Source organism: Ensifer sp. 4252 (genome assembly GCF_050434565.1).
In the GTDB taxonomy this organism is placed as follows: domain Bacteria; phylum Pseudomonadota; class Alphaproteobacteria; order Rhizobiales; family Rhizobiaceae; genus Ensifer.
Window position 1 is genome coordinate 379,727 of sequence record NZ_JBNDIU010000003.1, and the last position, 12,711, is coordinate 392,437.

Here is a 12,711-nt window from a genome sequence, read left to right on the forward strand (position 1 = left end):
GGGAAGGCGTTTGTCTTCCGGATGAAACGCTGGAGAAGCCGCATGCCCGTCGTTCGCGGAAAGAATATCGAGCCCCTTTATACGGCAGAGACGATCGCCGCGCGCAATAATGAGCTTGCCGACATGATCGTCACTGGTCCGCACAAGGACCTTCTGGTGATCGCGGTGTTGAAGGGCTCTTTTATCTTTGCCGCAGACCTGATCCGCGCCATGCACAATACCGGCCTTGCACCGGAAGTCGAGTTCATCACGCTGTCGAGCTATGGGCTCGGCACGGTGTCCCAAGGCGTGAAGATCATCAAGGACATTGATAGCGACGTGCACGGCCGGGACGTGCTTTTGATCGACGATATCCTGGAATCGGGGCGCACCCTGCGCTTTGCCAAGGAACTGATGTACGAGCGCGGCGCGCGCAACGTCACCATCGCGGTGCTGCTCGACAAGCGCGTCAAGCGCAAGGTCGAGCTTGAGGCGGATTATGTCGGCTTCGAATGCCCGGATCATTTCGTCGTCGGCTACGGCATGGACGTGGCTTATGCATTCCGCGAATTGCCCTTCGTCGGCGTGGTCACTGGCGACGCCGAGTAGGGATGAGAATGTGCGGCGCTGCGGCCTCTGAGATCGCAGCGCTGTAACGGCCTGCGGGCCGCGTTCAGCGCTCGGAGCAGGGGCGCTGCAAAACGAGCATTCCGAAATCCAGCCGCCCGGCGTTTACCGAACACAAAGAAAAAGCTGGTTGTTTGGGGCCGTGTCGCGCTTCGTCCCGCTGAGGGTGCTGCGTGCCGCTGCGGCCTGCCATCACGATTCTTGTGAGCGTTGCCGTATCCATTGGAATGGGCCGGCCTCTTCGCGCGAGAGCCGTGCCGTCGCAGCGAACGCGGGAGGCCATGATGGCGAAGATCCTGATTACCGAGGACGAGGATGCATTGCGTTCCTTCGTCGCCCGGGCCCTGAGGCTCGATGGACATGAGACCGTGGAGGCTGGAGACGGCGCAGACGGGCTTGCCTGCCTGCAGACCGAGAATTTCGATTTGCTTTTGTCCGACATCCGCATGCCTGTCATGGACGGCATCGAGCTGACGCATCAGGCCTCCGCCGCCTTTCCGGCGATGAAGATCCTGCTGATGACCGGCTATGCCGAGCAGCGCGAGCGTGCCGACGATCTCGCCGACAAGATCATCGACGTTATCTCCAAACCCTTCTCCCTGCCTGACATCCGCAAGGCCGTGGCGCTGGCGCTCGCCGCCTGACCGTTCTCTCCGACTGCCCGTCCCCGGGCAGGGCATTGACGGGTTTGACGATCTGACAAATTAAGTACGCCCTTGGCGCGTTTCCGCTCCAAGGGCGTTGCCGTTTCCGTCTGTCCTTGCAGGCCGCGGATCAGCGCATGTCGAGCAGGCGCTCGAGATACTGGCGCTCGGCTTCCGGCGACAAGGTGTTGCCGAGCCGGCGGCGGATTTCGTCGAGAATCTCGCGCGCCCGCTGGGTGTCGATTTCATCCGGTACCTTGACCTGGTCGCCGAAGTCCGGGCCGGCATTCTGCTGGCGCCGGCCGAGCGGATCGCGGCCATTCTGGCCATATTGCGGAACGCCCTGGCCGGGTCCCTGTCCCTGCGCCTGCATCTGGTTCATCATGTCCTGGGCGCCCTCGCGCAGCGCCTGTAGCGCGCGTCCCTGGCTGCCGACGGCCGGCTCGCCCTGGCCCTTGCCAAGCGATCCGGAGGCGCCCTCCATTTCGCGCTTGGCGTCGCCGAACCCCTTGCCGGGCTTGATGCCCAGGCTTTCCAAGCCCTTCTGCAACTCGCCGAGCTGTTTGCCCAGCGCATCCTGCTGCTGCTTCAGCTGCTTCAGCGCGTCCTTCAGTTGCTCGGCGGTCATGTCGTCGAGCGGGTTTTGCTCACCGTTCTCGTCACCGCGCTGACCGGGGTCCTGAGGCATCTCCTGGCCGTAAAGCTCGTTGTCCTCGCCCTGCAGTGGGTCGCCGCGCTGCATGCGGTCGCGCTGCGCCTGGTCGAGCTTGAACGTCTCGTCCATCAGCCGTTGCTGCTCCTGCATCAGCTGGCCGAGCTTGTCCATCTGCTCGCGCATGGCGTTGTTCTGCTCGCCCATCTGCTGCTGGCCGCGGTTGGCCTGCAGGTTGTTCATCATCCGCTGAAGCTCCGACAACATCTGACGGGCCTGGTCGCGTGCACCCGATCGCGCCAGGTTCTCGATCTGGTTCATCATCTTGTCGAGATCCTGCTGGCGCAGAACATTGTTCTGATCCGGATTGGCCGCCATGCGCGGGTTTTTCGCAGCCTCCTTGGCGAGCGCCTGCATATACTCCTGCATGGCTTCGCGCAGCTCCTTCATCAGCCTGGCGATCTCTTCGTCGGGTGCGTTGCGCTCAAGCGCGTCCGACAAGGCCTGCTGCGCATCGCGCAGGCGGCGGTCGGCGAGCGACAGATCGCCATCCTCGATGCCAAGCGCGATTTCCCAGAGATGTTTGGCGGCGTCGCGCAGCATGTCGTCGTTGCGCGCCAGCGCCATGCGCGAACGCGCCGATTTCAACAGCAGGAAATGGGTGAGGTTGGGGATCGTTTCTTCGGCGAAGCTGGCGATCGCGTCATTGAGGTCGATTGCCCGCGGCAGGTCGTTGGCGTTGAGTGCAAAGACCTGTCGCTGTTCGGCGACGGAGCCCGCCAGGGGATTGAAGAATTGCCGCGCCGGAAGAATCATGTCCTGCGGCACGCTGCGTCCCTCCTGGCCGGCGGCATCGCGGGCAACAAGGGTGACGCGAACGCGCTTGCCGGCAAGGGGATGTTCACTGAGGTTGCGGCTGGTCGTGCCCTTGGCCTCGCGGGCGTTGCGGCGCGGCAGGTCGAGACGATACTCGGGAAGCGGATAGAGCGGTCGTGCGTCCTTCACCTGCTCGTCCAACGGCTTGATCTCGGCCCAGGCCTGAGCGATGCCGTAGTCATCGGTCGCCAGGAAGGCGATGTCGAGCGAGGCATTTGGGGTGGGCTTCGGCAGGCCGTCAAAGGCGATCTGCGGCACGCTGTCGGGGGTGATCTTGAACGTCCATTTCTGGCCGCCTACCGATAGTTCGCCGTCCTTGACGATCTTGTAGAGGTGGTTGCGCACGGCATTGTCGGGCGCCTTCTGGGCCGCCGGTTCCGCTGACGCAGTCTTTTCGTCCGGCTTTTCCCCGGCGGTCGGGATGATGATCGGCTCTGCCGCTCCGTCTTCCGAATAACGGACGGTTTCTTCCGTGCCGGCGCCGGTGACGCGCACGGTCAGATCGCTGAACTGCGGAATGGTGATTGCCGCCGTTTCGTCAGATGGGGACGCGACACCCTGGCGGCCGGTGAGGAAGACCGGCGCACGCCCGGTGTAGGCGGGCGGCGTCACCCAGGCATCGACCCGGATGTCGGCGACTTCGCTTGCGGCCTGCGGCAGGTGGAACGCGTCGGAGAGAAGCCCCGCGCGGTTGGAATAGGAATAGGCGAAAGCGACGCAGGCGATCAGAACCGGCAGCGCGCGCAGCGCGAACGGATCGTGCCGGGCAATGTCGGGACGTGGCAGGCCCGTGTCGAGCGCGCGGATCATCCTCGCCATGCGTGTCTGGTGTTCGCGCCACAGCGCCTCGCCGAAGGCGCCGCCGGTTGCCGGAATGTCGTCCTGGACGCGGATCGCCTGGTGGGGAAGGGCGTTGCGCTCTTCCAGCATGCGATCGGCATCGACATTCGCAGGCAATCTCAGCCGGGTCAGCGGAACGAGGGAGGCGATGAAGGCGACCAGGAAACCCAGAAGCAGGGTGGCATGCAGCCAAAGCGGAGCAATGCGGAAGAGACCGAGCCAGGCGGCTGACAGAAACAGGAGCACGATCGAAGCGGGAACGAGGGCGCGCGGCAAAACCTGCTCGGCGGTCAACACCGCCCGCGCGACAAACCTCTTCAGCGCCAGAGTTCTGGCAAACGACTTCGGTTGTGGCGTTTCATCCTGCCGGAATTGCGTCATCCGCCCAAGTTCCCTTTCGGTCGCTCATGACCGCTCGTGACCGACCTATTGAATGATCAGGATAACATCGTTTGTGGCGAAGACGAGGGCGACAACAAAATCGTGATCGCCCGCGCGGGCGATCCACAGATCATCGTCCGATCCGAAAGGTTGCTCAGTCGAGCCAATCTGGAACCGAATCGAGCCCGATCAGGTCTTCGTAGCTCTGGCGAGGCCTGATCACATGGAAACGATCGCCCTTGACCAGCACTTCCGGGATCAGCAGCCGGCTGTTGTAGGTGCTGGCCTGGACAGCGCCATAGGCGCCGGCAGAGCTGATGGCGAAGAGATCGCCAGGCTTCGGCATAGCCATCTCGCGATCGAGCGCCAGGTAGTCGCCGGTCTCGCAGACGGGACCGACGACGTCGGCCTTGATGCGGGGCGCATTGGCAGCCGAGATGCGAACCGGCCGGATCTCGTGATAGGCCTCGTAGAGCGTCGGGCGGATCAGGTCGTTCATGGCGCCGTCGACGATGACGAAGGTCTTGTCGCCGCCGTCCTTGACGTAGATGACCTCGGTCACCAGGATGCCGGCATTGCCGACGATCAGCCGGCCCGGCTCGGTGACGATCTTGCAGCCGAGAGACTGCAGCTGGCTCTTGACGATTTCGGCATAGGCGTCGGGTAGCGGCGGCGGATTGTTGTCTTCCTTGTAGGGAATGCCGAGGCCACCGCCGATGTCGACGTGGTCGATTGCGTGGCCATCGGCACGCAGCGTGTCGACCAGTTCGCGCAGCAGCTTGAAAGCGTCGTCGAACGGCTGCAGTTCGGTGATCTGGCTGCCGATATGCATGTCGATACCGGTGACCTGGATGCCGGGCAGCGTCGCGGCATGGGCGTAGACGGCGCGGGCGCGCTCCCACGAAATGCCGAACTTGTTTTCCTTCTTGCCGGTCGAGATCTTCGAATGGGTGCGGGCGTCGACATCCGGATTGATGCGGAAGGAGACGTGCGCACGCTTGCCGGCGCGAACGGCGCGCTGGTTCAGGACCTCGAGTTCCGGTTCGGACTCGACGTTGAAGCAGTAGATACCGGCCTCGAGCGCCAGGTCCATTTCCTGCGGGGTCTTGCCGACGCCCGAAAACATGATGCGGCTTGCCGGAATGCCGGCGGCCAGTGCGCGGCGCAGCTCACCCCCCGACACGACGTCGACGCCGGCGCCAAGACGCGCAAGCGTCTTCAGCACGGCCTGGTTCGAGTTGGCCTTCATGGCGTAGCAGACCATCGCATCGACGTCGGCAAAGGCCTTGGAGAAGACCTTGTAGTGCCGCTCGAGCGTTGCTGTCGAATAACAGTAGAAGGGCGTTCCGACGGCACGGGCGATGTCGGTCACCGGCACGTCTTCGGCGTAGAGAATTCCGTCGCGGTATTCGAAATGGTTCACGGGGCGTGGCTCGGCTTAGAGGAGGGGATCGAGCAGGAAACGGCGGTCGTCTACCTGTTCTTTCTTTTCGACGGTTCCGGCGGGCGTCAAGGTATTGATCGGTGCCGTCGAGCCAGGTCGGTCGAGATCGCCCTTGCGTCCGCAACCGACAAGAACCAGCCCGGGGATCGCCAGAAGAAGCGCAAACCGGGCCGCCTTCGTGAATGTCATCGTGATTTTCCTTCGCGGGGACTGATGCTGGTGCGATGTCTTATCGATTTTTCCGGCGCTTGTGCACCCTGATTCTTCGACCTGTTTCAGGCCCTTGCGCTTCTGCCCGGCGTTGTCCCGAAACTGCTGAGCAGTTTCGGGTGACAAGCATCAGTTGCGGGCGCGCCACCAGGCGATCTGCTTGCGAACCTCGTTCGGTGCAGTGCCGCCGAAGGATGTGCGGCTGGCGACGGAGGCTTCGACCGTCAGCACGTCGAACACCTTGGCGGTGATCGAAGGATGGATCGACTGCAGGTCTTCCAGCGAGAGATCGGCGAGGTCGCAGGCCTTCTGTTCGGCAAGGGCGACGGCGCGGCCGGTGACATGGTGGGCGTCGCGGAAGGGCAGGCCCGCCTCGCGCACCAGCCAGTCGGCAAGGTCGGTTGCCGTCGAATAGCCAGAGCCGGCAGCAGCCTTCATCCGGTCGGCCCGGATGGTCATGTCGCGCACCATGCCGGTCATTGCGGCAACGGCGAGTTCGAGGCTCTCGGCCGCATCGAAGACCTGTTCCTTGTCTTCCTGCATGTCCTTGGAATAGGCGAGCGGCAGGCCCTTCATGACGGTTAGAAGTGCGATCAGCGAGCCGTTGATGCGGCCGGTCTTGGCGCGCACCAGTTCGGCGGCATCGGGGTTCTTCTTCTGCGGCATGATCGAGGAGCCGGTCGAAAACGCGTCGGACAGACGGATGAAGCCGAACTGCGGCGTCGACCAGATGACGATCTCTTCTGCAAGGCGCGACAGGTGTGTGGCGGCGATTGCGGCAATCGACAGGAATTCGAGCGCGAAGTCGCGGTCCGAAACCGTGTCGATCGAGTTGCGGGTGGGGCCGGCAAAGCCGAGTGCGCTGGCAGTCATGTGCCGATCGATCGGGAAGCCGGTGCCGGCAAGGGCGGCCGCACCGATCGGGCTTTCGTCCATGTGCTCGATGGCGTGGCGCACGCGCGAGCGGTCGCGGCCGAACATCTCGACATAGGCCATGCAATGATGGCCGAAGGTGACGGGCTGGGCCGTCTGCAGATGGGTGAAGCCCGGCATGACGGTCTCGGCATGTTCCTCGGCGCGGTCGAGGAAGGCGGCGATCAGGCCGGTCAGCGCCTTTTCGGTTCTCTGCAGTTCTTCCTTGACCCACAGACGGAAGTCGAGCGCTACCTGGTCGTTGCGCGAACGGGCCGTGTGCAGCCGGCCGGCGGCCGGGCCGATCAGGGTCGCAAGCCGAGCCTCAATGTTCATGTGGATGTCTTCGAGGCGGCGCGAGAATTCGAACTGGCCGCTTTCGATCTCTGACAGGATCGTGTTGAGACCGTGAACGATCTTGTCTTTGTCGTCAGTCGAAATGATGCCTTGATGCGCCAGCATGGTCGCATGCGCTATTGAGCCGCGGATGTCTTGGCCATAGAGCTTCTTGTCGAAGCCGATCGAGGCATTTATCTCCTCCATGATCGCGTCCGGACCCGAGGCGAAGCGACCGCCCCACATCTGGTTGGAGGATTTCGTCTCGGAATTGCCATCAGCCATGAAGAATGCCCGCCTTGGAGAATGAAATGCCCGACCAGAAGAAATCCCCCCCAGCCGTGAAATTGTTCGCGCTCGCCGCCGTATTCGGCGTGATCGTCGGTGCGGCTGCGGTATACGTGAAGGAGACGGGGTCTGGCAATGCCGAGCCGACCGAAACGGCTGCTGCCGTCTGCCCGTTGACCGGCGAAAAGGTCGCCTCGCTGACGCCGTTCATGAAGGGCCAGGTGGCTGCGATGTCGCCGGCTGCGTCGCCGCGCCCGATTGCGCTCGATTTCAACGGCCCGGATGGCAAGCCGACGACGGTTGCCGCGTTTGCCGGCAAGACGATGCTCGTCAATCTCTGGGCCACCTGGTGCGGCCCCTGCCGCGAGGAGATGCCCGCCCTCAACGCGCTGCAGAAGTCTCTTGGCAGCGACAAGTTTGAGGTGGTCGCGATCAACATCGATGTTGGCGACGATGAAAAACCGAAGGCCTTCCTCGACGAGACCGCCGTGCATGACCTTCGCTACTACCGCGATGCGTCGATGGGTGTCTTCAACAATCTGAAAAAGGAAGGTTTGGCCTTCGGCCTGCCGGCAACCTTGCTCATCGATGACAAGGGATGCCTGATCGGCTCGATGAATGGCCCGGCCGCATGGGACAGCGACGATGCCAAGGCGCTGATCAGTGCGGCAATCGCCCCGGCTGCCGGCAGCTGATCAGCTGGCCATCACCCTCTGAAAACAGAAAAGCCCGGCGTTTCGCCGGGCTTTGAATTTCGGGGATGGGCGATTAGCGGGTCGGTACCGGCACGTCGCCGCGGTAGTCGTAGAAGCCGCGCCCGGACTTGCGGCCGAGCCAGCCGGCTTCGACGTATTTTACCAGGAGCGGGCAGGGGCGGTACTTCGAGTCCGCCAGGCCGTCGTGCAGGACCTGCATGATCGACAGGCAGGTGTCGAGGCCGATGAAGTCTGCGAGCTGCAGCGGGCCCATCGGGTGGTTGGCGCCGAGCTTCATGGCGGTATCGATCGCCTCGACCGTGCCGACGCCTTCATAGAGCGTGTAGATCGCTTCGTTGATCATCGGCAGCAGGATGCGGTTGACGATGAAGGCCGGGAAGTCTTCGGCAACCGTCACGGTCTTGTCGAGCGTGCCGACGAATTCCTTGGCGGCCTTGAACGTGCCTTCGTCCGTCGCGATGCCGCGCACGAGCTCGACCAGCTTCATCACAGGAACCGGGTTCATGAAGTGGATGCCCATGAACTTTTCCGGGCGGTCGGTTGCCGAGGCCAGGCGGGTGATCGACAGCGACGACGTGTTGGTCGCCAGCAGCGCTTCCGGCTTCAGGATAGGACACACCTGGCCGTAGATCTTGCGCTTGATGGTTTCGTCTTCGGTGACGGCCTCGATGACGAGGTCCACCTGCGACAGGTCGTTGATGTCGGACGAGCCCTTGATCAGCGCCAGCGCGCTCTTGCGTGCCTCGTCGGTCATCTTGCCGGACGACACCTGGCGGGCAAGGTTGCCGTTGACGGTGGCAAGGCCTGCCTCGATGCGATCAGCGGCAAGATCGTAGATCTGCACCTTGTATCCGGCCATGGCCGAAACATGCGCAATGCCGCAGCCCATCTGCCCGGCACCAATAACTCCGACCGTCTTGATCATCGCGGCGAACATCCATCTTCAAGAATTTTGGCGGCCATGCCGCCGTCACATACGAAAATACCGGGCCGGTCTGGCCGGCCCGGTAGATTGTTAATGCCAAGTCAGCGCTTTTGCCAGCCCTTTTCCTTGAGGCTCGGGCAGTGCGGTTGGCGAATGGTTACAGCGCCTTTTCAAGCTCCGGCAGAGCTTCGAAGAGGTCGGCGACAAGACCGTAGTCGGCGACCTGGAAGATCGGTGCCTCCTCGTCCTTGTTGATGGCGACGATAACCTTCGAGTCTTTCATGCCGGCCAGATGCTGGATCGCACCGGAGATGCCGCAGGCGATGTAGAGATCGGGGGCGACCACCTTGCCGGTCTGGCCGACCTGCCAGTCGTTCGGCGCATAGCCGGCATCGACGGCAGCGCGGCTGGCACCGACGGCAGCGCCGAGCTTGTCGGCAACCGGCAGGATCACTTGCTGGAACTTCTCCGCCGAACCGAGCGCCCGGCCGCCCGAGATGATGATCTTCGCCGACGTCAGCTCCGGACGATCCGACGACGACAGCGCATCGGCAACGAAGGTCGACAGACCGGGATTGACTGCCGCCGAAATCGTCTCGACCGAGGCCGAACCGCCCTCGGAGGCCGACGCGAACGAGGCGGTGCGCACGGTGATCACCTTCTTCGCTTCACTTGTCTGCACCGTCTGGATGGCGTTGCCGGCATAGATCGGACGCTTGAAGGTGTCGGAAGAGACAACCTCGGTGATTTCGGAAACCTGGACGACATCGAGAAGGGCTGCAACCCGCGGCATGACGTTCTTGCCGACCGAAGTGGCGGCGGCAAGCAGGGTGTTGTAATTGCCCGACAGCGAGACGATCAGCGCTGCCAGCGGTTCAGCCAGGTTGTTGGCAAGCGAGGCGTCCTCAGCGACCAGCACCTTGGATACGCCCGATAGCTTGGCAGCCTGGTCGGCCGCCGCCTTGGCGCCGGCACCGGCCACCAGCACATGCACGTCGCCGCCAATCTTGGCGGCTGCCGTCAGCGCCTTGGCGGTCTGGTCGGAAAGGTGGCTGCCGTCGTGATCAGCCAGAAGCAGAATAGCCATGATAAAATCTCCCTTTCCTGAACTTACAATACGCCGGCTTCGGTCTTGAGCTTTTCGACCAGCTCGGCCACCGACTTGACCTTGATGCCGGCCTTGCGGCCTTCCGGCTCCTCGGTCTTCAGCACCTTCAACCGCGCCGTCGTGTCGACGCCGAAATCGGCGGGTGTCTTTTTGTCGAGCGGCTTCTTCTTCGCCTTCATGATGTTCGGCAGCGACGCATAGCGCGGCTCGTTGAGGCGCAGGTCGGTGGTCACCACCGCCGGCAGCTTGATGTCGATCGTCTGCAGGCCGCCGTCGACTTCACGCGTCACTGTCGCCTTGCCGTCACCGATCTCGACCTTGGAGGCAAAGGTGCCCTGGGCCCAGCCGAGCAATGCCGACAGCATCTGGCCGGTCTGGTTACTATCGTCGTCGATCGCCTGCTTGCCGACGATGATCAGTCCCGGCTGCTCGGCTTCGGCCACGCCCTTGACGATCTTGGCGACGGCGAGCGGCTCGACCTGGTCGTCGGTCTCGACCAGGATCGCCCGGTCGGCACCCATGGCCAGCGCCGTGCGCAGCGTCTCCTCGGCCTTGGCCGGACCCACGGAGACGACCACCACCTCGTCGGCCTTGCCGGCTTCCTTCAGCCGCAGCGCCTCTTCCACCGAGATCTCGTCGAACGGGTTCATCGACATCTTCACATTCGCCAGCTCGACACCCGAGCCGTCCGCCTTCACCCGGATCTTGACGTTGTAGTCAACCACCCGCTTGACCGTCACAAGTATTTTCATGGATTCTTCCCTCCAAGAGCTTTCGCAGGAAAATGCGCCTTAACGGAGCCGCCTGATTGTCGGTTGGCGACATCGATACGCGTTTTTTCTCCAATTACAATCACTGTGCATGGCGCTAAATCGATATAACCCCGAGAATTGGAATAACGTTTACGTACACGTAAGAAAGTGACCTGACAAGACCTCTTCGCGGATGCGGCATGAGGGTTCATTCCCGATCATGCGGTGGCGCTCAAACCCTTGAAATAATGGCGAAAGCGGGAAGGGAGACATGCCAAGCCGGTGGGTTCAAGCGGTTGGTCGACCCCAGGGTGTCGGCGGTTTCCGCGTTTCCGGCGTGGGTTGCGGCGTGACGACGACGGACTCCACCTTGTGTTCGACGGCGCGCGGCGTGACGATCGTTCGGTCGAAGAGCGGGACGCCGCGGCGTCGCAAAATGACCACCAGCACGAGCCCGGCGATGATGCCGCCGACATGGGCGCTCCACGAGACGCCACTGCCCGGATCGACCGCCAGCATGAAGAATTGCTGACCGATCCAGAAGGCAAGCGGAATGGCCGCAGGCAGGGGCAAGGGTATGCGGAAAAACACCAGAACCCAGACGCGTACCTTCGGATGCAACAGGAAATAAGCGGCGACCACGCCGGAGATCGCACCCGATGCGCCGATCAGCGGCGCTTCCGATGCCGGGTCGAGCAGGCCATGTGCCAGGGCACCGGCAGCGGCACAGGCGAGATAGAACAGCAGAAAGCGAAAATGCCCGAGCGCATCTTCGACATTGTCGCCGAACACCCAGAGAAACAGCATGTTCATCGCCAGATGCATGAAGCCGCCATGCAGGAAGGAATAGGTGATGAACGTGAAGCCGTCGGGCACGATGATCAGCGACGGATCGAGCTGGGCATAATCGAAGATGAGCGCCGGGATATAGCCGAAGCCCAGCAGCGTCGCGTTGGCGAACTCTTCCGTCGCGATCGGCCCGGTTATCAGCCAGACAACGATGTTGATGACGATCAGGCTGATCGTCACATACTGAACCTTGATGTGCTTCAGGGTGTTCTTATCGTGAAGCGGTATGAACATGCGGTCTCCCGAAGCGTGATTCTACAGCGCGCGCCTGTCCAGGCGCAAAGGTCGCTGTAACACTTTGATTGACTGCATAATCTCACCCTTAGATCGAACCCGGCTTGAGGCTGAGATTGTGCAGTGGGGAAACGTTATCTGTTTTTCCCGGGAATCCAAAGGACGTCGGCACGGCCCTTGTCGTTTGCCAAGCGGGCTGCGACGAACAGGAAATCCGACAGCCGATTGATGTAGGCGATCGCCTCGCGGCTGACGATTTCGGCTTCGATCTGGGCAAGCGCCACCATCTGCCGTTCGGCACGCCGGGCGACGGTCCGCGCCACATGCAGTGCTGCGGATGCGGCGCTGCCGGCCGGCAGCACGAAGGAACGCAGGGGGTCGAGATCGGCGTTCAGCCGATCGATCTCGGTTTCGAGCCAGGCGACTTGGCTTGCGACGATGCGAAGCGGTTCGTATTCCGGCTTCTCGCCGGTGTCCGGGGTGGCGAGATCGGCGCCGAGATCGAACAGATCGTTCTGGATCCGCATCAAGATTGCATCGAGATCGGCGACATCGGCGGTGTGTTGCCGTGCAAGACCGACAAAGGCGTTGGTTTCGTCGACCGCGCCATAGGCATCGACCCTCAGATCGCTCTTCAGGCGGCGCGGACCGGAGACGAGCCCGGTGGTGCCGTTGTCGCCCGTCCGGGTGTAGATTTTGTTGAGCTTGACCATGGTGTCGTCACGTTCCTCAGGATGGGCGACCGCCGCCGGTGAGCCACAGCGTCAGCATGATCAGGACGATGGCGATTGCCTGCAGCAGGACGCGGGCCTGCATCAGCTTGTTCGACGTGTTGCCGCTGCCGCCCTTGGCCATGTTCACGAGGCCGCGGATCAGAACGATGACGACCAGGCCCATGACGAGCAGGGTCAGGCCGGTGAAGAAACTGGACATCGAAT

General features: G+C 62.6%; 13 protein-coding genes. 3 read left to right on the forward strand and 10 right to left on the reverse strand.

Annotated features, from left to right (window positions below):
• The first annotated feature begins 42 nt into the window (after positions 1 to 42).
• Both hpt and ABIE33_RS10810 read left to right on the forward strand, forming a co-directional pair.
• Positions 43 to 588: a hypoxanthine phosphoribosyltransferase gene (gene hpt, locus ABIE33_RS10805; RefSeq protein WP_429124623.1), complete on the forward strand. Its 546-nt coding sequence runs from the start codon at positions 43 to 45 to the stop codon at positions 586 to 588.
• A gap of 302 nt (positions 589 to 890) precedes the next feature.
• Entirely contained in the window at positions 891 to 1,250 is a 360-nt protein-coding gene (locus ABIE33_RS10810; RefSeq protein ID WP_429124625.1) for a response regulator, read from the forward strand.
• Positions 1,251 to 1,380: 130 nt separating this feature from the next.
• Here the strand turns inward: ABIE33_RS10810 and ABIE33_RS10815 are convergent, their stop codons facing one another.
• The 4 genes from ABIE33_RS10815 to argH all read right to left on the reverse strand — a co-directional run bounded on the left by ABIE33_RS10815 (position 1,381) and on the right by argH (position 7,186).
• The gene (locus ABIE33_RS10815) at positions 1,381 to 3,999 is read right to left on the reverse strand and encodes a TIGR02302 family protein (RefSeq protein ID WP_429124627.1); all 2,619 of its coding nucleotides are present in this window, start codon (positions 3,997 to 3,999) and stop codon (positions 1,381 to 1,383) included.
• Positions 4,000 to 4,153: 154 nt separating this feature from the next.
• Positions 4,154 to 5,422, reverse strand: a complete 1,269-nt coding sequence (gene lysA, locus ABIE33_RS10820; protein ID WP_429124629.1) for a diaminopimelate decarboxylase — start codon at positions 5,420 to 5,422, stop codon at positions 4,154 to 4,156.
• Positions 5,423 to 5,437: 15 nt separating this feature from the next.
• Positions 5,438 to 5,632: an LPS translocon maturation chaperone LptM gene (gene lptM, locus ABIE33_RS10825; RefSeq protein ID WP_429124631.1), complete on the reverse strand. Its 195-nt coding sequence runs from the start codon at positions 5,630 to 5,632 to the stop codon at positions 5,438 to 5,440.
• Between the two features lie 150 nt (positions 5,633 to 5,782).
• Positions 5,783 to 7,186, reverse strand: coding sequence for an argininosuccinate lyase (argH, locus tag ABIE33_RS10830; RefSeq protein WP_429124633.1), 1,404 nt, complete (start codon positions 7,184 to 7,186; stop codon positions 5,783 to 5,785).
• A gap of 26 nt (positions 7,187 to 7,212) precedes the next feature.
• Here argH and tlpA point away from each other — a divergent pair, with 26 nt between their 5' ends.
• The gene (tlpA, locus tag ABIE33_RS10835) at positions 7,213 to 7,884 is read left to right on the forward strand and encodes a thiol:disulfide interchange protein TlpA (RefSeq protein ID WP_429124635.1); all 672 of its coding nucleotides are present in this window, start codon (positions 7,213 to 7,215) and stop codon (positions 7,882 to 7,884) included.
• A gap of 73 nt (positions 7,885 to 7,957) precedes the next feature.
• Here the strand turns inward: tlpA and ABIE33_RS10840 are convergent, their stop codons facing one another.
• The 6 genes from ABIE33_RS10840 to ABIE33_RS10865 all read right to left on the reverse strand — a co-directional run bounded on the left by ABIE33_RS10840 (position 7,958) and on the right by ABIE33_RS10865 (position 12,706).
• Positions 7,958 to 8,830: a 3-hydroxybutyryl-CoA dehydrogenase gene (locus ABIE33_RS10840; protein WP_429124637.1), complete on the reverse strand. Its 873-nt coding sequence runs from the start codon at positions 8,828 to 8,830 to the stop codon at positions 7,958 to 7,960.
• A 157-nt stretch (positions 8,831 to 8,987) separates the two neighbouring features.
• Positions 8,988 to 9,917 carry an electron transfer flavoprotein subunit alpha/FixB family protein gene (locus tag ABIE33_RS10845; RefSeq protein ID WP_429124639.1) on the reverse strand — a complete coding sequence of 310 codons (930 nt, stop codon included), beginning with the start codon at positions 9,915 to 9,917 and terminating at the stop codon, positions 8,988 to 8,990.
• Positions 9,918 to 9,940: 23 nt separating this feature from the next.
• Positions 9,941 to 10,690: an electron transfer flavoprotein subunit beta/FixA family protein gene (locus ABIE33_RS10850; RefSeq protein WP_429124640.1), complete on the reverse strand. Its 750-nt coding sequence runs from the start codon at positions 10,688 to 10,690 to the stop codon at positions 9,941 to 9,943.
• A 288-nt stretch (positions 10,691 to 10,978) separates the two neighbouring features.
• A complete protein-coding gene (locus ABIE33_RS10855) occupies positions 10,979 to 11,773 on the reverse strand; it encodes a rhomboid family intramembrane serine protease (RefSeq protein ID WP_429124641.1) in 795 nt (264 codons plus the stop codon).
• Between the two features lie 134 nt (positions 11,774 to 11,907).
• On the reverse strand, positions 11,908 to 12,486 hold the full coding sequence (locus ABIE33_RS10860; RefSeq protein WP_429124643.1) for a cob(I)yrinic acid a,c-diamide adenosyltransferase: 579 nt from the start codon (positions 12,484 to 12,486) through the stop codon (positions 11,908 to 11,910).
• Positions 12,487 to 12,502: 16 nt separating this feature from the next.
• A complete protein-coding gene (locus ABIE33_RS10865; protein WP_429124645.1) occupies positions 12,503 to 12,706 on the reverse strand; it encodes a twin transmembrane helix small protein in 204 nt (67 codons plus the stop codon).
• Between the last annotated feature and the right edge of the window lie 5 nt (positions 12,707 to 12,711).

Coding starts and splice junctions, on each gene's coding strand:
- hpt (WP_429124623.1), top strand. CDS start 43: ATGCCCGTCGTTCGCGGAAAGAATATCGAGCCCCTTTATACGGCAGAG.
- ABIE33_RS10810 (WP_429124625.1), top strand. CDS start 891: ATGGCGAAGATCCTGATTACCGAGGACGAGGATGCATTGCGTTCCTTC.
- ABIE33_RS10815 (WP_429124627.1), bottom strand. CDS start 3,999: ATGACGCAATTCCGGCAGGATGAAACGCCACAACCGAAGTCGTTTGCC.
- lptM (WP_429124631.1), bottom strand. CDS start 5,632: ATGACATTCACGAAGGCGGCCCGGTTTGCGCTTCTTCTGGCGATCCCC.
- argH (WP_429124633.1), bottom strand. CDS start 7,186: ATGGCTGATGGCAATTCCGAGACGAAATCCTCCAACCAGATGTGGGGC.
- tlpA (WP_429124635.1), top strand. CDS start 7,213: ATGCCCGACCAGAAGAAATCCCCCCCAGCCGTGAAATTGTTCGCGCTC.
- ABIE33_RS10840 (WP_429124637.1), bottom strand. CDS start 8,830: ATGATCAAGACGGTCGGAGTTATTGGTGCCGGGCAGATGGGCTGCGGC.
- ABIE33_RS10845 (WP_429124639.1), bottom strand. CDS start 9,917: ATGGCTATTCTGCTTCTGGCTGATCACGACGGCAGCCACCTTTCCGAC.
- ABIE33_RS10850 (WP_429124640.1), bottom strand. CDS start 10,690: ATGAAAATACTTGTGACGGTCAAGCGGGTGGTTGACTACAACGTCAAG.
- ABIE33_RS10855 (WP_429124641.1), bottom strand. CDS start 11,773: ATGTTCATACCGCTTCACGATAAGAACACCCTGAAGCACATCAAGGTT.
- ABIE33_RS10860 (WP_429124643.1), bottom strand. CDS start 12,486: ATGGTCAAGCTCAACAAAATCTACACCCGGACGGGCGACAACGGCACC.
- ABIE33_RS10865 (WP_429124645.1), bottom strand. CDS start 12,706: ATGTCCAGTTTCTTCACCGGCCTGACCCTGCTCGTCATGGGCCTGGTC.